The sequence below is a fragment of the Parvibaculum sp. genome, from assembly GCF_045863935.1.
Classification (GTDB): Bacteria; Pseudomonadota; Alphaproteobacteria; order Parvibaculales; family Parvibaculaceae; genus Parvibaculum.
Genome location: NZ_BTVP01000036.1, coordinates 1 through 18608 on the forward strand (window position 1 = coordinate 1; position 18608 = coordinate 18608).

Genomic DNA, 18608 nt, shown 5'->3' on the forward strand with positions numbered 1-18608 from the left:
TACCGCGCCAAGGAAGAAGTGAACAAGATGCGCGCCGAGCACGATCCGATCGAGCAGGTGAGGTTGCGCCTCATCGAGGCGAAATCGCTTTCGGAGGACGATCTGAAGCAGATCGACAAGGAGATCAAGGCGATCGTCAACGAGGCTGCCGAGTTCGCACAGTCGAGCGCGGAGCCGGACGCTTCCGAGCTCTGGACCGATGTTCTCGCCGAAGTGGAGGCGTGACGCTCATGCCGATTGAAGTGCTCATGCCGGCCCTTTCGCCCACGATGGAAGAGGGCACGCTCGCCAAATGGCACGTAAAGGTGGGCGACAAGGTGAATGCGGGCGACGTGATCGCCGAGATCGAGACCGACAAGGCAACGATGGAAGTCGAGGCCGCAGACGAAGGAATGGTTGCGAAAATCCTCGTCGATGAAGGCACAGAGAATGTGAAGGTGAATGACGTCATCGCGCTTCTTGCCGAGGACGGCGAGGACGCGTCCGAGGCGAAGGCCGCACCGAAGAAGGCGCCGCCGAAAGCCGGACCGGGTGAGGGCGAGGCGACGAGCCGCGAGACGCGTGGAAAAACCGGCACGGAGCGCAAGCAGCCCAAAGTTTCGGTCGAAAGCGACCCCGACATTCCCGAAGGCACGGAATTCGTATCGCAGACCGTGCGCGAGGCGCTGCGCGATGCGATGGCCGAAGAGATGCGGCGCGACGAACGCGTTTTCGTCATGGGCGAGGAAGTTGCACAATACGAAGGCGCCTACAAGGTGACGCAGGGCCTTCTGGCCGAATTCGGCGACCGGCGCGTGGTCGATACGCCGATCACCGAACATGGCTTTGCCGGTCTCGGTGTCGGTGCCGCGATGGCGGGCCTGCGCCCCATCGTCGAATTCATGACCTTCAACTTCGCCATGCAGGCGATGGACCAGATCATCAATTCGGCCGCGAAGACGCGCTACATGTCGGGTGGCCAGATGTCCTGCCCCATCGTCTTCCGCGGACCCAACGGCCCTGCCTCCCGCGTCGGCGCGCAGCACAGCCAGGACTACGCATCGTGGTATGCGCATATTCCCGGCCTCATCGTGATCGCGCCCTATTCGGCGGCCGATGCCAAAGGTCTTCTGAAGGCCGCGATCCGCGACCCGAACCCGGTGGTGTTTCTCGAAAACGAAGTGCTCTACGGCAAGAGTTTCGAGGTGCCGAAGATCGACGACCATGTTCTCCCCATCGGCAAGGCGCGCGTGATGAAGGAGGGCAGCGACGTGACCCTCGTCTCGCACAGCCACGGCATCGCATATTGTCTTGAAGCGATGGCGAAGCTCGAAGAGGAGGGCCTCGACGTCGAGTTGATCGACCTGCGCACTATCCGCCCGTTGGACATGGAAACCGTGATCGCGTCGGTGAAGAAGACGAACCGTCTTGTTACCGTCGAGGAGACATGGCCGGTCTGCGGCATCGGTGCCGAGATCGCGGCCGAGGTGCAGGCAAAAGCCTTCGACTATCTCGACGCTCCGATCCTGCGTGTCGCGCAAAAGAATGTGCCGATGCCTTATGCGGCCAATCTCGAAAAGCTCGCGCTCCCGAGCGCCGAAGAAGTGGTAGAGGCGGTGAAAACCGTCTGCTACCGCTGAGGAGCGCGGCTATGCCCACACCCATCCTGATGCCCGCCCTTTCGCCGACCATGGAAGAAGGCACGCTTGCCAAGTGGTATGTGAAGAAGGGGGACACGGTGAACGCCGGCGACGTGATCGCCGAGATCGAAACTGACAAGGCGACCATGGAAGTGGAAGCCGTGGACGAGGGAACGATCGGCCGTATTCTCGTCGATGAGGGAACGGAGGGCGTTGCCGTCAACAAACCCATCGCCATTCTTCTGGACGAGGGCGAAGACGAAAGCGCGCTCGAAGGCTATGCGCCTTCGGGAACCACGGCGCCGAAAAAACAGCCGCCGCAGGAAGCCCCCGCGCAGCAACCCAAACGGGAAGCGTCGGGCAAGGAGAAGCCTGCCGCCGACGCCGGCGCCAGGGCGCCCTCCGCGCCTGAGACGGCGAAGGGCGAGCGCATCTTCGCATCGCCGCTTGCCCGCCGCATCGCCGCGCAACAGGGGATCGACCTTGCCGCCATCGCGGGATCGGGACCGCGCGGCCGCGTCGTGAAGGCAGACCTCGAAGGCGCCCCGAAAGCAGCCCCGAAGAAAGTGGCCGCAGGCGCGGCGGCACCGGCGCAGATGCCGGGTATCGATCCACGCGCTTTCTACGAACAAGGCACCTACGAGGAAGTGCCGCTCGACGGCATGCGCAAGACCATTGCGCGACGCCTCACGCAATCGATGCAGGAAATCCCGCATTTCTATCTGACCATCGATTGCGAACTGGACGAACTTCTCGTCGCGCGCAAGAAGCTCAACGAGGAAGCGGGCGATGGTGTGAAGCTCTCCGTGAACGACTTTCTCGTTCGCGCTGCGGCGCTTGCGCTCATCAAGGTGCCGGATGCGAATGTGAGTTTCGCGGGCAACGCGCTTCTGAAGCACAAATCGGCCGATATCGGCATCGCGGTCGCACTCGATGGCGGCCTTATCACACCCATCATTCGCAACGCGGAGAAGAAGGGTCTTGCCGAAATTTCGGAAGAGGCGAAGTCGCTTGCTGCCCGCGCGCGCGACAAGAAGCTGAAGCCGTCGGAATATGAAGGCGGCAGCTTCTCGATCTCCAATCTCGGCATGTTCGGCATCAAGCACTTCACCGCCGTCATCAATCCGCCGCAGGCCGCGATCCTTGCCGTCGGCAAAGGCGAGGAACGGCCCGTCGTGCGAAACGGCAAGCTCGAAATCGCGAATGTGATGACGGTCACCATGTCCTGCGACCACCGCGCCATCGATGGCGCGCTCGGCGCGCGCTTCCTCGAAGCCTTCAAGGCCTACGTGGAATATCCCGCAAGGATGCTGATGTGATGGCCGCGCAATACGATGTCGTCGTGATCGGTTCCGGCCCCGGCGGTTATGTCGCCGCGATCCGCGCCTCGCAGCTCGGCCTCAAGGCCGCCGTCGTGGAGCGCGATGCGCTGGGCGGCATCTGTCTCAACTGGGGCTGCATTCCGACCAAGGCGCTGCTTCGTTCGGCGGAAATCTACGAGACCTTGCATCGTCTCGACGAGTACGGTCTCAAGGCCGAGAAGGTGAGCTTCGATGCCGAAGCGGTCGTAACCCGCAGCCGCAATGTTGCCGCGCAACTGTCGAACGGCGTCAAGTTCCTGATGAAGAAGAACAAGATCGACGTCATCGAAGGAACGGGCAGGCTTGCCGGAGAAGGAAGGGTCGCGGTCGAAACGAAGGATGGCAAGACGAGCGAGATCGCGGCAAGGAACATCATCCTCGCGACCGGCGCGCGGGCACGTGTGCTGCCGGGTCTTGAACCGGACGGGAAGACGATCTGGACCTATCGCGAGGCGATGGTCCCGAAGGCGATCCCGAAGTCGCTGATCGTCGTCGGTTCCGGCGCCATCGGCATCGAATTCGCGAGCTTCTACCGCGCTTTCGGTGCGGAAGTGACCGTGGTGGAAGTGCTCGACCGCATCCTCCCCGTCGAGGACGAGGAAATTTCGAAGGAAGCCGCGCGCGCGTTCAAGAAGCGCGGTATCCGCATCCTCACCGGTGCGCAGATCGGCAAGACGGACGTCTCCGGCAATGGCGCGAAAATGACAGTGACCGTTGGCGGCAAGAGCGAAACGCTCGAAGCGGAGAAGATCATCTCCGCCGTGGGCATCGTCGGCAATGTTGAGAATATCGGCATCGAGAAGGCGGGCGTGAAGATCGAGAAGACGCACATCGTCGTCAACGAGTGGCTGGAGACGGGCGCGAAGGGCATCTATGCCATCGGCGATCTCGTCGGTCCGCCCTGGCTCGCGCACAAGGCAAGCCACGAAGGCATCCTGGCTGTCGAGCGCATTGCCGGCGTCAAGGGCGTTCATCCCATCGACCCGCGCCGTATCCCGGGCTGCACCTATTCGACGCCGCAGGTCGCAAGCGTCGGCCTGACGGAAGCCAAGGCGAAGGAGCAGGGATACGAAGTCAGGGTCGGCCGGTTTCCCTTCCGCGCGAACGGCAAGGCCATTGCGCTCGGCGAAACGGAAGGCTTCGTCAAGACCGTCTTCGACGCCAGGACGGGCGAGCTCCTCGGTGCCCACATGATCGGCGCGGAAGTAACCGAACTCATTCAGGGTTATGGCATCGCCATGACGCTCGAGTCGACCGAGGCCGAACTCATGCAGGCCGTGTTCCCGCATCCCACCCTGTCGGAGATGATGGGTGAGGCGGTGCTCGACGCCTATGGCCGGGTACTGCATACCTGAGCCTTCGCGAAGGGCTGCATGCCTGAAGCTTCCGCTTGACGGAAGCCGCATCGCGCTGCACTCCTATTCCCCATGTTCGATCTTTTCCTGCAGCCAGAAAACTGGGCAAGCCTCGCAACGCTGACGATCCTCGAGATCGTCCTTGGCGTCGACAACCTCATTTTCCTTTCGATCCTGGCGTCGCGGCTGCCTGCGCATCAGCAGAAGCTCGGGCGTCAGCTAGGCCTTGGCGCCGCCGTTGTGACCCGTCTGCTCCTTCTCGCCTCCGCCGCCTGGATCGTGACGCTCACGGAGCCCGTCTTCGATTTCGGCGAGTACGAAATTTCCTGGCGCGATCTCTTGCTGCTCGCTGGCGGCCTTTTCCTGATGGCGAAGGCAACGACCGAAATCCATCACGCGGTAGAAGGTGAAACGCAGGAAGCGACCGGCAAGGCGGCTGCGACCGCCGGCCTGGTGGGGGTCGTTCTGCAGATTGCGATCATCGACATCGTGTTTTCCTTCGACACGGTGATGACGGCGGTCGGAATGTCCGATCATTTCCCCATCATGGCGGTTGCCGTGATCGCGGCAGTCATCGTCATGATCTTTGCCGCGGAACCGGTGAGCGGTTTTGTCGGGCAGCATCCGACGGTTAAGATGCTCGCGCTGAGCTTCCTGATCCTGATCGGCGTGGCGTTGGTCGCGGATGGGCTGCACTTCCACATCCCGAAAGGCTATCTCTACTTCGCGGTTGCCTTCTCCGTGATGGTCGAAATGCTGAACCTCTGGGCGAGAAAAAATCGGAGGCACGCGCCGCGCGTCTGAGCCCGGCGAGGAGAGGGGAAAATACTTGGGGGAGCTTTCGGCCAACATGCCGAAGAACGCCGTAGTCGTTCTTCTGGACAGCCTGAACAGGCACATGCTCGGCGCTTATGGCGGACTGAAATTCGCGACGCCCAATCTCGATCGCTTTGCCGCCCGCGCCACGCGTTTCACGCGGCACTTCACGGGCTCTCTTCCCTGCATGCCCGCGCGGCACGACATCCTCTGCGGCGCGCTCGACTTTCTGTGGCGGCCCTGGGGCTCCGTCGAAATCTGGGAAGACGCCATCACCTATGAACTGCGCGCGAAGGGCGTGGTGACGCAGCTTATCTCCGACCACCCGCATCTCTTCGAGACGGGTGGTGAGAACTATCACGTGGACTTCACCGCCTGGGACTATCAGCGCGGCCACGAAGGCGACCCGTGGAAGACGAGGCCGGATCCGAGCTGGGCGGGCGCTCCGAATTTCATGCGCAAGCACATGCCCTATGACGACTCGCGCGGATACTTCCGTGGCGAGGAGGATTTTCCCGGTCCCCGGACGATGGGCGCGGCGGCGCGCTGGCTAGCGGAGAATGCAGGGCATCACGACCGCTTCATGCTCTTCGTCGACGAGTTCGATCCGCACGAGCCCTTCGACACGCCGGAGCCCTACGCCTCGATGTACGATCCGGACTGGGAGGGCGCGCATCTCATCTGGCCGCCTTATGCCGACGGCGGCATTGCGAAGGGTATCATCGACGAGCGGCAGGCGCGCCAGATCAGGGCTTCCTATGGCGGCAAGCTGACCATGATCGACAAATGGTTCGGCAAGGTGCTGGACGAGCTCGATCGCCACGACCTCTGGAAGGACACGCTGGTCATTCTCTGTACGGATCATGGCCATTATCTCGGCGAGAAGGACATATGGGGAAAGCCCGGTGTGCCGGTCTACGAGCCGCTGGGGCACATTCCCCTCATGATCGCGCACCCCAGCGTTGCGCCGGGCACCTGCGATGCGCTGACAACAAGCGTCGATCTCTTCGCGACGTTGGTCGATTTGTTCGGCGTGGAAGTCCGCCAGCGCACGCATGGCCGTTCGCTTCTGCCCCTGATGTGTGGCAAAATAAAAGAGGTCCGGGACTGGCTGCTCACCGGCGTCTGGGGGCGGGAAGTTCACTATGTCGACGGGCGCTACAAATACGCGCGGGGGCCTGCCGGCGACAATGCGCCGCTCAGCATGATGTCGAACCGCTGGTCGACCATGCCGACGCATTTCCTGACACGCGAGCAGGAATTGCCGCTGCCGGACGAACGGGCCTTTCTGGACCGGATGCCGGGAAGCAAGGTGCCCGTCATTCATCAGCAATGGCAGAAGGGCGACATGCTGCCTTACTGGGCGCTGACGCGTTTCTCCGGGCACCATCTCTACGATATCGAGGATGACCCCGAAGAGAGCCGGAACCTCGCCGGCTCGAAGCTCGAAAAGGACCTGTCGGACCGGCTGCGCCAGGCTCTTTCCGAGGTCGGTGCACCGGAAAGCCAGTTCCTGCGTCTGGGACTGTGAAAAGAGCCGGCCACAGATAGCATTTGCTTAACGATTGCGGCCCTACCCTTCATGGAGGAGGATTGGGTCGTGACGACGAAGAGAGACGTGCACTCGAACGGCAGCGGTATCGACTACTCGGTTGTCGAGGCCGACGAACCGCGTCATCCCCATTGCTGCCAATTTCTGGACTACTGGAAGGCGCGCCTTCAACCAGACGGCGTCATGCTCCGTTCCGATTTCAACCCGCTCGATATGCCGCGCGCGATGGGCGGCATGTTCGTTGTCGAGCCGGTGAACGGCGGCACCGACATGCGCTACCGGCTGGTCGGTAGCGAAAACGAGGAACGCCTCGGCGTGAGGTTCACCGGCAAGCTCTTCTCCGAAAGCTACTCGCCAGAGATGGCCAGCGACCAGATCGCCTTTCACAACCGCATTATCGAGACGCGCCAACCTGCCTGTTTGCGGGGATATCTCATTGGCGTGGACCTCGAACACGTGCACTACGAGGCGATCTACCTTCCGGTCCGGACGGACGAAGGCGAAATGCAGGTCATCGGCGGTCTCTATGAGCTGCCGGCCGACAAGGGCTGAGCCCCCGAAAACGGCCAAATTTGCTTGAATCGGGCCAAGCGGTTATCCATGTCCAGTCAGGCAAACGGTATCCGAGTTCATGGTCACGATCGTAGATACGCTGAAGCCGGGCGCGGCAAAGCCCCGGCACCCCGAAAAGGCAAAGCGTCCCGACACGCCCGTGCTGCGCAAGCCGGAATGGATCCGCGTCAAGGCGCCGGGTTCCCCGGTTTATGTCGAGACGAAGCAGGTCGTCCGGGAGAACAATCTCGTCACGGTCTGCGAGGAAGCCGGCTGTCCCAACATCGGTGAATGCTGGACCAGGAAGCACGCCACCATGATGATCATGGGCGATACCTGCACGCGCGCCTGCTCCTTCTGCAATGTGAAGACGGGCCTTCCCGCGCCGCTCGATGCGCAGGAGCCGGAGAATGTGGCGAAGGCGGTTGCAAAGCTCGGCCTCCGCCATGTCGTCATCACCTCCGTTGACCGCGACGATCTTGCGGACGGCGGCGCGCAGCATTTCGTCGAGGTGATCGAAGCAATCCGCCGCCGCTCTCCGGACACGACCATCGAAATCCTGACGCCGGACTTCCTGCGCAAGGAAGGCGCGCTGGAGAAGGTCGTGGCGGCAAGGCCCGACGTCTTCAACCACAATCTCGAGACCGTGCCGCGGCTCTATCTCGGCATCCGGCCGGGCGCGCGCTACTTCCACTCGCTGCGTCTGCTGCAGCGCGTGAAGGAACTCGATCCGACGATCTTCACCAAGTCCGGGATCATGGTCGGTCTCGGCGAAGCGCGCGAAGAAGTGCTTCAGGTGATGGATGACATGCGTTCCGCCTCGATCGACTTTCTGACGATCGGGCAATATCTGCAGCCGACGCGAAAGCACGCCGCCATCGACCGCTTCGTGACGCCGGAGGAGTTCAAGTCGTATGAGCGCATCGCGCGGACCAAGGGCTTCCTGCTCGTCTCGGCAAGCCCGCTGACGCGTTCGTCCTACCACGCGGATGAGGACTTCGTCCGTCTTCGCGAAGCGCGCCAGGCGACGCTCGTACAAGGCTGAAAGTCCCATGACGGCGCATGAGAAAATCCGCGACGTTCCCTACGCAGCGGAAGAAATGTTCGGTCTGGTGGCCGCCATCGACCGCTACCCCGATTTCCTTCCCTGGTGCAGCGGCGCGCGAATCCGCCGTCGCGAAAAGATCGGCGACAAGGAGGTGCTGCTTGCGGACCTCATCGTTTCCTACAAGGTGTTCCGCGAGCAGTTCACGAGCCGCGTAACACTCGATCCGGAAGCAGGCCTCATCGATGTGGGCTATGTGCAGGGCCCGTTCAGCTACCTTCACAACAAATGGCAATTCGAAGCCTTGCCCGGGGGCGGCTCCCGCATCCATTTCTTCATCGATTTCGAGTTCAGAAGCGCGACGCTGCAAAAAATGATGGGCGCCGTGTTCGCGAAGGCGTTCGGGAAGATGATGCAGGCGTTCATCGACCGCGCCGACGAACTTTATGGCAGCAGGCGTCGTTCGCCTTCTTTCGAGCCCGGGACGCCGATTCCTTCCTCGGAATAGACCTACATCATCCGCCGCACGAGATTGAGCGCGGTCTCGACGCTCTTCATGCGTATTTCGTCGCGTCCGATATCGCCGAACAGCTGCATCTCGTGAAGGATGCTGCGGCCGCTACGCGCCGCTCCGAAATGGACGAGTCCCACGGGCTTCATCGGGGTGCCGCCGCCGGGCCCGGCAATGCCAGTGACCGAAACGGCGATGTGTCCGCGCGAATTCTTCAACGCGCCTTCCGCCATGGCGCGCGCGACGGGTTCCGAGACAGCGCCGAAATCGGCGATGAGGTCGCCGGGCACGTCCAGCATGTCGCGCTTGGCCTCGTTCGAGTAGACGACAAATCCACGCTCGACGACATCCGAAGAGCCGGCGATGTCGGTCAGCAGCCCCGCGATCAGCCCGCCCGTGCAGCTTTCGGCCGTGACGATCTTGAGCTTTGCCTCCCGCGCATCGGCGAGAGTGAGTTCGGCGAGATGAACGAGACGCCGGGGAAAGATGCTCATGTCAGGACCAGCCAGAGTGTATCGAGGAGAATGAAGGAGAAGATCGCGAAGAGGGCGGCAGCGATGTCGTCGATCATGACGCCGAAGCCGCCCTTGAAGCGTCGCTCTATCGCGCTGATAGGCCAGGGCTTCAGAATGTCGAAGAGACGGAAGAGGAAGAAGGCCGACACCCACGCAACAGGCGTCATCGGCAAGGCGGCGAGAACGAGGAATATCGCGGCGACCTCGTCGATCACGACTTCGGGCGCATCGTCTTTCTCTGCCGCCAGGCAAAATTGCCCCGCCGCCCAGATACCGCCCGCAAAGGCGGCGCACGAGCAGAAGAGGAGGGCCCATGAGCCGCCCGCCCAGCCGATTGTAAGGGCGAACGGAAAGGCGAAGAGCGTTCCCCATGTACCTGGTGCTGGACGGATGAGACCGGCGCCGAACCAGGTCGCTATGAGCGCGGCTGGATGATGGAGAGGAAGGGAAGGCGGCAGGGCGGTCAATCGGATCATGCTGTCACCCGAAGATGAGCGTTGCGAGTGCCTGTGCGGCGATGCCTTCGCCGCGGCCGGTGAAGCCAAGCCCTTCCGTCGTCGTCGCCTTGACGCTCACCCGCGCGACGTCGAGAGACAGAATATCGGCGATACGCTTCCGCATAGCGCTGACGTGTGGGCCGATTTTCGGCTGTTCGCAGATCAGCGTGAGATCGACATTCGATATCCGCGCGCCGGCGTCGCGCGCCAGTGCCGCGGCATGGGCGAGGAAGATATCCGACCGCGCACCTTTCCACTTCGGATCGCTTGGCGGGAAATGCTGGCCGATATCGCCCGCGCCGATGGCGCCGAGGATCGCGTCGGTGATCGCATGCAGCCCGGCATCCGCATCCGAATGGCCGACAAGGCCGAACGCATGAGGCACCTTCACGCCGCACAGCCAGACATGATCGCCCGGTCCGAACCGGTGAACGTCGAAGCCGGTACCCGTTCTCACATCTCCGCCCCGCATGATGATGCGCTCCGCACGTCTGATGTCTTCCGCGCTCGTGATCTTGATGTTGTCTTCGTCGCCCTCGACCATGGCGATGTCGATACAAGCGGCCGCCGCCACTGCGACATCGTCCGTATAGTCGTCGCCCGATGCGCGCCGATGCGCGTCGAGAATGGCGCCAAAACGAAAGGCCTGGGGCGTCTGCGCACGCCAGAGCCCCGTGCGGTCGACCGTCTCGCCCGCGAGCCCCTCCGCCGTCGCACGGCGGATCGTGTCGGTGACCGCAAGGGCGGCAAGCGCGCCTGCATGCTCCGCCAACGCCGAAACGCAATCCGCGATGAGCCGCGCCGAAACCAGCGGTCTCGCTCCGTCATGGATGAGCACGTAGTCGGGCGGTGAAGCGGCAAGCCTTTCGAGACCTGCCCTGACCGATGCCTGCCGGGTCGCCCCGCCAGGGCAAGGATCGAGAAGCTTCGCCAGGCCAGCCGAGGCAACCCCATAGGCCTCCCTGTCATCCTCATGGATGACAGCCATGACGCTTGAAATGAGGGGATGGGCGGCAAAGGCGCTGAGGGTCCGGCGAAGCACAGGCTCCCCGGCAAGCTGGCGATATTGCTTCGGCGCGCCGGGCCCCGCGCGGTTGCCGCGGCCGGCCGCCACAATCAGCGCGGCGACGTTCATATCCGCTCGTTTCGCACCCCGCGCGGCCCCGTGCAAGCAATTTGCCTTGCCGAAACTTTAGGCAGGAGCTAAATTGGGTAAAATTTGTGCAGTTTCTTCGGGTGCCCAAAGTTTGACCATCTCCATCGGCTCACACACGCTTCGCAACCCTGTGCTCCTCGCCCCCATGGCCGGCGTGACGGACCTTCCGTTTCGCCGGGTGGCGCATGGCCTGGGCGCCGGGCTCGTCGTGTCGGAAATGGTTGCGAGTGATGAGCTGGTCCGGGCGCGCCCGGATGTGGTGCGCAGGGCGGCGGGCGCCGGGGAGTTCAGCCCTGTGTCGATCCAGCTTGCCGGGCGCGAGGCCCGCTGGATGGCCGAAGGGGCCCGGGTCGCCGAAGCGGCAGGGGCCGACATCATCGACATCAACATGGGCTGCCCGGCAAAGCAGGTGACCTCCGGCCTCTCCGGCTCGGCCCTGATGCGCGACCTCGACCACGCCGAAAGCCTGATCCGGGCGACCCTGGACGCGGCAAACGTTCCCGTCACGCTCAAGATGCGGACGGGATGGGAGGAGACGCGGCGCAATGCGCCCGAACTCGCCATGCGTGCGGAGGCGGCGGGCGTGGCGATGGTGACGGTGCATGGACGGACGCGCTGCCAATTCTACAAGGGCAGGGCGGACTGGAACTTCATCGCCGAAGTGAAGAAGGCGGTCTCCATTCCCGTCATCGCCAATGGCGACGTGACGAGCGAGGAAGATGCCCGCGCGATCCTCGATGCGTCGGGAGCCGACGGCGTGATGGTCGGACGGGGCGCGCAGGGGCGTCCCTGGTTTCTCGATCAGGTCGCGCATTTTCTCGCAACGGGCGAAAAGCGCGCCGCGCCCTCATGGAAGTCGCAAGGCGAAATCGTCGCCGCTCACTACCGAGACATGTTGGAGCACTATGGCGAGGCGCTCGGCATGCGCGTCGCCCGCAAGCATCTCGTCTGGTACCTGGAAGAAGCGTCGCGGCGCTTTCCGGAAGAAGCCATGGCGACGAAGCGCGCTGTGGTGCGCATGAACAATTCGCGCGAAGTGCTTGCGGCGCTTTCCGCGTTCTACGTGCAGGCGGCCGAAGTCGAGCCCGCGAACTCATCCATGAAAAAGGAGGCGGCGTGATGTCGCAAGTTGTTCGCGCCCTTGGCCCCGGTGTTCCGCCGGAAGCGAATGTGATCCTGAAATCGATGCCGCATCCGGTTCTCCTGATCGACCGCGATATGCGCATCGAATATGTGAACGACAGTGCCGAGGAATTTTTCGCCGCCAGTTCCGCCATGCTGCTCGGTCATCCGCTGAACGATATCGTCGCTTTTGGCAGCCCGGTTCTCGCGCTGATCGATCAGGTGTTCGAGCGCGGCGTCTCGGTGAACGAATACGGCGTCGAGATCGGCACGCCGCGCATCGGCGACCGGCAGGTCGACATTCAGGTGACGCCGCTCGCCGAATATCCCGGCCACGTTCTCCTGCTCCTGCAGGTGCGCACCATGGCGCAGAAAATGGACCGCCAGCTTACGCATAGAGGCGCGGCCCGGTCCGTCACCGGCATGGCGGCCATTCTCGCCCATGAGATCAAGAACCCGCTTTCCGGCATTCGTGGCGCCGCGCAGCTTCTCGAAATTTCCGGTTCGCCGGAGGACAAGACGCTCACGCGCCTCATCTGCGAGGAGACCGACCGCATCTGCAAGCTTGTGGACCGGATGGAGGTGTTTTCCGACGAGCGCCCGGTGCCGCGCGAGCCCGTGAACATTCACCTTGTGCTCGGACACGTAAAGCAGCTTGCCACGACAGGTTTCGCGAGAAACATCCGCATCGTCGAGGAATACGATCCCTCGCTTCCGCCCGTGCTCGGCGACAAGGATCAGCTTATCCAGGTCTTCCTCAACCTCGTGAAGAACGCCGCCGAGGCCATCGGCGGCGCGGAAGGCGAAATCGTGCTCACGACGGCCTACAGACCGGGCGTCCGCCTTTCCATGCCCGGAAGCCGCGACCGCGTGAGCCTGCCGCTCGAGATCTGCGTGATCGACGACGGCGCCGGCGTTCCCGACGACCTCATGGAGCATCTCTTCGATCCCTTCGTGACGACGAAGTCGTCCGGCACGGGTCTCGGCCTGGCGCTGGTCGCGAAGATCATCGGCGACCATGGCGGCATCATCGAATGCGAGAACCTGCCGAGAAAAACCATCTTTCGCGTGCTGCTGCCCATGCATACGGGCGCGACCGTGACCCATGACGAAACCGCGCACTGACAGGAGCAGCGCCCATGCCAAGCGGCACCATTCTTCTTGCAGATGACGATGCGGCCATCCGGACCGTGCTTAACCAGGCTCTCGGAAGGGTCGGTTACGAGGTCCGCTCCACCGGTAACGCGGCGACACTCTGGCGCTGGGTAAGCCAGGGCGAGGGCGACCTCATCATCACCGACGTCGTGATGCCGGACGAGAACGCCTTCGATCTCATTCCGCGGATCAAGCGCGTGCGCCCCGATCTGCCTATCGTGGTCATGAGCGCGCAGAACACGCTGAAAACCGCAATCACGGCGGCCGAGCGCGGCGCTTACGAATACCTGCCCAAGCCTTTTGATCTCAACGAACTGATCCGCGTCGTGGATCGCGCCATGACGGCGCCGCGCGAACCTGCGATCGCGCGCCAGCAGCCGGAAGAGGACGAGAAGATTCCGCTGATCGGCCGTTCGCCCGCCATGCAGGACATCTACCGCGTCCTTGCGCGGCTCATGCAGACGGACCTCACGGTGATGATCTCGGGTGAGTCCGGCACCGGCAAGGAACTCGTCGCCCGCGCGCTGCATGATTATGGCCGCCGCCGCAACGGACCTTTCGTCGCCGTCAACATGGCCGCCATCCCGCGCGAACTCATTGAAAGCGAACTCTTCGGCCATGAGAAGGGCGCCTTCACCGGCGCAAGCCAGCGTGCGACGGGCCGCTTCGAACAGGCCGAAGGCGGCACGCTCTTCCTCGACGAGATCGGCGACATGCCGATGGAAGCGCAGACGCGCCTTCTCCGCGTCCTCCAGCAAGGCGAATACACGACGGTAGGCGGCCGCACGCCGATCAAGACGGATGTGCGCATCGTCGCGGCGACGAACCGCGACCTCCGCCAGCTCATCAATCAGGGCCTCTTCCGCGAGGACCTTTTCTTCCGCCTGAACGTCGTTCCCATCCGCCTGCCGCCGCTCCGCGAGCGCACGGAAGACATTGCCGATCTCGTGCGTCACTTCCTCGGCCAGGCCGAGGACGAAGGCCTGCCGCCCAAGACGATCGACTCGGAGGGGATGGAACTCCTCAAGCGGTACCGCTGGCCGGGCAATGTCCGCGAACTCGAAAATCTCGTTCGCCGCCTTGCCGCCCTCTACACGGAGGAAACGATCGGGGCCCACATCCTCGAATCGGAACTCGCCGAGCCGGATTTCGGCAAGCCGGCCGCTCAGGCCGCCACGGACGAGCCCCTGGCGTCCTCGGTCGAGAGGACGCTCAATCGCATCTTCTCCACCCATGGCGACGACCTGCCGCCTCCGGGGCTCTATGAACGCCTGCTGAGAGAGGTCGAGAGACCCCTCTTCAGCATGAGTTTGGCGGCCACACGCGGCAACCAGATCAAGGCGGCGCATCTTCTGGGCATCAATCGCAACACCCTCAGAAAGAAGATCCGCGAACTCGACATCCAGGTGATCCGCGGCTTGAAGTGAGGGGGGCGCCCGATTAACCCTCCTCACAGCCTCTCTATGACACTGATGTAAACCGGCAACATTGTTGTTGAACGGTATCGCTTGCCGATACAGAATGTCGCCCTGCCGCAAAGGGAGCGTGGCGCATTGGGCACAGATGAGGCAGCGGGATCGGCATCCCGCATATCGCCTGCGCCGCCACGCAGGAACGGGCATGGTACCGACAGATCAAATTGAAGAGGCCGGCCGGGACCGGACGGGAAGCTGGGAAGGACGGCTGTGGCAGCTTGTGAACCGCCGCCGCTTCTCCACGACCTTTTCGATCGGCCTTGTGGTTGCTGCGATCTGTCTCGGCTCCTTCACCTATATGCTGCTGACGGGCCTGACGCCCTTCGCCCCGACGAGACCCGTCCTCATTTCTCTCCTGCTGGCGAATCTCGCCATCGTTCTCGTCCTCTTCGCGCTCATCTTCTGGCGCCTGATCCGGGTCATTCTCGCGCGTATCAGCGGTACGGCGGGCGCGAAGCTGCACGCGCGCCTCGTGACCATGTTCGCGGTCGTCGCCGTGATGCCGGCGATCATCGTCGCCGTTTTCGCGGCGGTTACGCTCAATCGCGGCCTGGACACCTGGTTCGGCGAGAGGGCGCAGCTCATCATCTCCAATGCGGAAACGGTCGCCGAGGCCTACCTGAACGAACACAGGCAGGTGCTTCGCGGCGACACGCTCGCCATGGCGACCGACCTCGACCGCGAAGCGACGCTTATATCGAGCGATCCGGCCTATTTCTTTCGCCTCCTGACCGGCCAGATGCGTCTGCGTTCGCTGCACGGCGCCTATGTCATCAAGTCGGATGGCCGCATTCTCGCAAAGGCGGGCGGAAGCGTCGACGTCGGCATGCCGGCTGACAGCTATTTCGAAACCGCGCGGAAAGACGATGTGGCCCTCTTCATCGTCGAGGATCACAACCAGATCCGCGCGCTCGTGGCGTTGCCTTCCGTCGACGACACCTATCTCTATGTTGCCCGTTTCGTGGACGCACAGGTTCTGGAGCACCTCGCGGAAACGCGCGCGGCCGTCACCGAATATGAAAGCCTCGAAACCCGCCGCAGCCAGTTCCAGATCACCTTCGCGCTCATCTACGTCACGGTAGCCTTGATCACGCTTCTGGCGGCGATCTGGCTCGGCCTGTGGGCTGCGAACAGGATCGTCGATCCGATCTCCCGGCTGGTGCGCGCGGCCGAGCGCGTAAGCGTCGGCGATCTGCGCGCCCGTGTGCCCGTGAGCGGTACGGGCGACGAACTCGACATGCTCAGCGGCGCCTTCAACCGGATGACAAGCCAGCTCGAAAGCCAGCGCAACGACCTGATCGAAGCGAACCACCAGCTCGACGAACGCCGCCAGTTCACCGAAGCGGTGCTCTCGGGTGTGAGTGCCGGCGTGCTCGGTCTCGACAATGAAGGCCGCGTGACGCATGCCAACCGCGCGGCGCTCCGCTTCTTCAATTTCACGGAGGCCAAGCTTCTCGGACGCTCCCTCGCGACGGCAATTCCCGAAATGGCGCCGGCAGTCGCGGACGCCCGTGCTCATCCGGATCGCACCGCGCAGGCACAGGTGATCATTCCGGAAGGCGGACAGGACCGGACGCTCAACGTCCGCGTGACGCGCGAAATGACGGATTCGGGGCAGGGCGGGTTCGTGCTCACATTCGACGACATTACCGAACTCGTCAGGGCGCAGCGCACCTCCGCCTGGGCGGATGTCGCGCGGCGTATCGCGCATGAGATCAAGAACCCGTTGACGCCCATTCAGCTGTCGGCAGAGCGTCTGCGCCGGAAATACGGCAAGGAAATCAAATCCGATCCCGACATTTTCGAGCAATGCACGCAGACCATCATCCGGCAGGTGAGCGACATTGGCCGCATGGTGGACGAGTTCTCCTCCTTCGCGCGCATGCCGTCTGCTTCCTTCAAGCCGCTCGACCTGAACGAGATACTGCGTCAGGCGGTCTTCCTTCAGCGGATCGGTCATCCCGAAATCGAATACGATCTCACGCTGCCCGAGGAACAGACCATCGTCGAGTGCGATGGACGGCTCGTCAGCCAGGCGCTGACGAATATCCTGAAGAACGCCGCGGAGGCGATCCGCGGACACGACGGCGAAGACGAAGACGACGTGGAAGCGCTGCGCGTGTCCCAGGGAAAAATCGGCCGCATTCAGTTGAACATTCTTCCCGGCGAGAACAGCGTCACGATCGTGGCGACGGATTCGGGCTGCGGACTGCCGGACAACAACAGGTCCCGGCTGACCGAACCCTACATGACGACGCATGCCAAAGGCACGGGCCTTGGGCTCGCCATCGTCAACAAGGTGATGGAAGACCACGGAGGAGAGCTGGTGCTGGAAGACGCACCGGCCGATGAGGGATGGGAGAGCGGCGCCCGCGTGCGTCTCGTCTTCCCCCGCCGGCGCCACGCCGAAAGCAGTGGAAGACATGGGGAAACGCGCAACGCCGATGACGTTGCCGGCGACGTAAGCGAAGAGGCTGTTAATGGCGTCTGATATTCTGATAGTCGATGATGAAAACGATATCCGCGAACTGATATCGGGCATCCTGAACGACGAAGGCTACGACACGCGCAGTGCCGGCGACAGCGACCGCGCGCTTGCTGCAATCGAGGCGCGTCGTCCGGGCCTTGTCGTTCTCGACATCTGGCTCCAGGGCAGCAGGCTCGACGGACTGGAGCTGCTCGATGTGATCCGCGAGCGCCACCCCGATCTGCCGGTCGTGATCATCAGCGGCCACGGCAATATTGAAACGGCCGTCTCCGCGATCAAGCAGGGAGCCTACGACTTCATCGAAAAGCCGTTCAAGGCGGACAGGCTGATCCTCGTCGTGCAGCGCGCCATCGAGGCTTTCCGGCTGCGTCGCGAAAACAGCGAACTCCGCGTGCGCGTGGGCGACGATACGACGCTTGTCGGCGCCTCGCCTGCGATCGCGCAAGTTCGCCAGACCGTGGACAAGGTAGCGCCGACGAACAGCCGTGTACTGATTTCCGGACCCGCGGGATCGGGCAAGGAGGTCGTCGCGCGGCTGCTGCATGCGCGGTCCCGCCGGTCCAGCCACTCCTTCGTCGCGCTCAATGCCGCGAACATGGCGCCCGAGCGCATGGAGGTCGAACTCTTTGGAACCGAGGAAAGTGCTTCGGGGCCGCGGAAGGTGGGCGTTTTCGAGCAGGCGCATGGCGGTACGCTCTTTCTCGACGAAGTGTCGGAAATGCCGATAGAGACACAGAGCAAAATTCTCCGCGTCCTGGTCGACCAGACTTTCGAACGGGTTGGCGGCGGTGCGCGCGTGAAGGTGGATGTGCGCGTCGTATCCTCGTCGAGCCGTGATCTTCTCGAGGAGATATCGAAGGGGCGCTTCAGGGAAGACCTCTATCATCGTCTGAACGTGGTGCCGATCGTCGTGCCGCCGCTTGCGGCGCGCCGCGAGGACATCCCGCTTCTCGTGGACCACTTCATGGGATTGATCTCCAATGCGACGGGCCTGCCGGTGCGGCGTGTATCCGACGATGCGATGGCCGCATTGCAGGCCCATGACTGGCCGGGGAACGTCCGCCAGTTGCGGAACAATATCGAGCGGCTTCTGATCCTCTCCTCCGGCGATCCGAGTGCCATGGTGACGGCGGACATGCTGCCGGCCGAAGTCGGCGCCTCTGCGCAAATGACGGTGAACGGCGCGGGCGGTGAACACATCATGGCGCTGCCGCTCAGGGAAGCGCGCGAAACCTTCGAGCGCGAATATCTCATGGCCCAGATCAGCCGTTTCGGGGGCAACATTTCGCGCACGGCGGCCTTCATCGGCATGGAGCGTTCCGCGCTTCACCGGAAGCTGAAATCGCTCGGCGTCGCCGCTGCCAACCGGCCCGACGTGCCGGCCTGATT

17 protein-coding genes are annotated in these 18608 nt (G+C 63.1%); 14 read left to right on the forward strand and 3 right to left on the reverse strand.

Annotated features, from left to right (window positions below; all coding sequences use genetic code 11):
- The 9 genes from ACKUUH_RS13790 to ACKUUH_RS13830 form a co-directional block, all read left to right on the forward strand.
- On the forward strand, window positions 1-225 hold a 225-nt coding region (locus tag ACKUUH_RS13790; protein ID WP_407950490.1), incomplete at its 5' end, for a thiamine pyrophosphate-dependent enzyme.
- Between the two features lie 5 nt (window positions 226-230).
- Window positions 231-1619: a pyruvate dehydrogenase complex E1 component subunit beta gene (locus ACKUUH_RS13795; RefSeq protein WP_407950491.1), complete on the forward strand. Its 1389-nt coding sequence runs from the start codon at window positions 231-233 to the stop codon at window positions 1617-1619.
- Window positions 1620-1630: 11 nt separating this feature from the next.
- On the forward strand, window positions 1631-2938 hold the full coding sequence (locus tag ACKUUH_RS13800) for a pyruvate dehydrogenase complex dihydrolipoamide acetyltransferase (protein WP_407950492.1): 1308 nt from the start codon (window positions 1631-1633) through the stop codon (window positions 2936-2938).
- Entirely contained in the window at window positions 2938-4335 is a 1398-nt protein-coding gene (gene lpdA / locus ACKUUH_RS13805) for a dihydrolipoyl dehydrogenase (RefSeq protein WP_407950493.1), read from the forward strand. Before ACKUUH_RS13800 ends, lpdA begins: the two co-directional genes overlap by 1 nt.
- 72 nt (window positions 4336-4407) lie before the next feature.
- Window positions 4408-5139, forward strand: coding sequence for a TerC family protein (locus tag ACKUUH_RS13810; protein WP_407950494.1), 732 nt, complete (start codon window positions 4408-4410; stop codon window positions 5137-5139).
- A 46-nt stretch (window positions 5140-5185) separates the two neighbouring features.
- Window positions 5186-6682 (forward strand): sulfatase, encoded by a 1497-nt coding sequence (locus tag ACKUUH_RS13815; RefSeq protein ID WP_407950495.1) that lies wholly within the window; start codon window positions 5186-5188, stop codon window positions 6680-6682.
- A 69-nt stretch (window positions 6683-6751) separates the two neighbouring features.
- Window positions 6752-7255 (forward strand): PAS domain-containing protein, encoded by a 504-nt coding sequence (locus ACKUUH_RS13820; RefSeq protein ID WP_407950496.1) that lies wholly within the window; start codon window positions 6752-6754, stop codon window positions 7253-7255.
- A 79-nt stretch (window positions 7256-7334) separates the two neighbouring features.
- On the forward strand, window positions 7335-8300 hold the full coding sequence (gene lipA, locus ACKUUH_RS13825) for a lipoyl synthase (RefSeq protein ID WP_407950497.1): 966 nt from the start codon (window positions 7335-7337) through the stop codon (window positions 8298-8300).
- A gap of 7 nt (window positions 8301-8307) precedes the next feature.
- Window positions 8308-8808 carry a type II toxin-antitoxin system RatA family toxin gene (locus ACKUUH_RS13830; RefSeq protein ID WP_407950498.1) on the forward strand — a complete coding sequence of 167 codons (501 nt, stop codon included), beginning with the start codon at window positions 8308-8310 and terminating at the stop codon, window positions 8806-8808.
- A 2-nt stretch (window positions 8809-8810) separates the two neighbouring features.
- Here the strand turns inward: ACKUUH_RS13830 and ACKUUH_RS13835 are convergent, their stop codons facing one another.
- Genes ACKUUH_RS13835 through ACKUUH_RS13845 form a run of 3 tightly spaced genes read right to left on the reverse strand, consistent with a single transcriptional unit; the run spans window position 8811 to window position 10958 of the window.
- Window positions 8811-9305 carry a CinA family protein gene (locus ACKUUH_RS13835; RefSeq protein WP_407950499.1) on the reverse strand — a complete coding sequence of 165 codons (495 nt, stop codon included), beginning with the start codon at window positions 9303-9305 and terminating at the stop codon, window positions 8811-8813.
- The gene (locus ACKUUH_RS13840) at window positions 9302-9802 is read right to left on the reverse strand and encodes a phosphatidylglycerophosphatase A (RefSeq protein WP_407950500.1); all 501 of its coding nucleotides are present in this window, start codon (window positions 9800-9802) and stop codon (window positions 9302-9304) included. The genes ACKUUH_RS13835 and ACKUUH_RS13840 overlap by 4 nt, the downstream gene beginning before the upstream one ends.
- Window positions 9803-9806: 4 nt before the next feature.
- The gene (locus ACKUUH_RS13845; protein ID WP_407950501.1) at window positions 9807-10958 is read right to left on the reverse strand and encodes a bifunctional 2-C-methyl-D-erythritol 4-phosphate cytidylyltransferase/2-C-methyl-D-erythritol 2,4-cyclodiphosphate synthase; all 1152 of its coding nucleotides are present in this window, start codon (window positions 10956-10958) and stop codon (window positions 9807-9809) included.
- A 112-nt stretch (window positions 10959-11070) separates the two neighbouring features.
- Between ACKUUH_RS13845 and dusB the strand changes: the two genes are divergently transcribed.
- The 5 genes from dusB to ACKUUH_RS13870 all read left to right on the forward strand — a co-directional run bounded on the left by dusB (window position 11071) and on the right by ACKUUH_RS13870 (window position 18606).
- Window positions 11071-12099 (forward strand): tRNA dihydrouridine synthase DusB, encoded by a 1029-nt coding sequence (gene dusB, locus ACKUUH_RS13850; protein WP_407950502.1) that lies wholly within the window; start codon window positions 11071-11073, stop codon window positions 12097-12099.
- A complete protein-coding gene (locus tag ACKUUH_RS13855; protein WP_407950503.1) occupies window positions 12099-13226 on the forward strand; it encodes a two-component system sensor histidine kinase NtrB in 1128 nt (375 codons plus the stop codon). Before dusB ends, ACKUUH_RS13855 begins: the two co-directional genes overlap by 1 nt.
- A gap of 14 nt (window positions 13227-13240) precedes the next feature.
- Window positions 13241-14683 (forward strand): nitrogen regulation protein NR(I), encoded by a 1443-nt coding sequence (gene ntrC / locus ACKUUH_RS13860; protein ID WP_407950504.1) that lies wholly within the window; start codon window positions 13241-13243, stop codon window positions 14681-14683.
- A gap of 193 nt (window positions 14684-14876) precedes the next feature.
- Window positions 14877-17222, forward strand: a complete 2346-nt coding sequence (locus ACKUUH_RS13865; protein ID WP_407950505.1) for an ATP-binding protein — start codon at window positions 14877-14879, stop codon at window positions 17220-17222.
- On the forward strand, window positions 17212-18606 hold the full coding sequence (locus ACKUUH_RS13870) for a sigma-54-dependent transcriptional regulator (RefSeq protein ID WP_407950506.1): 1395 nt from the start codon (window positions 17212-17214) through the stop codon (window positions 18604-18606). The genes ACKUUH_RS13865 and ACKUUH_RS13870 overlap by 11 nt, the downstream gene beginning before the upstream one ends.
- Window positions 18607-18608 lie beyond the last annotated feature (2 nt).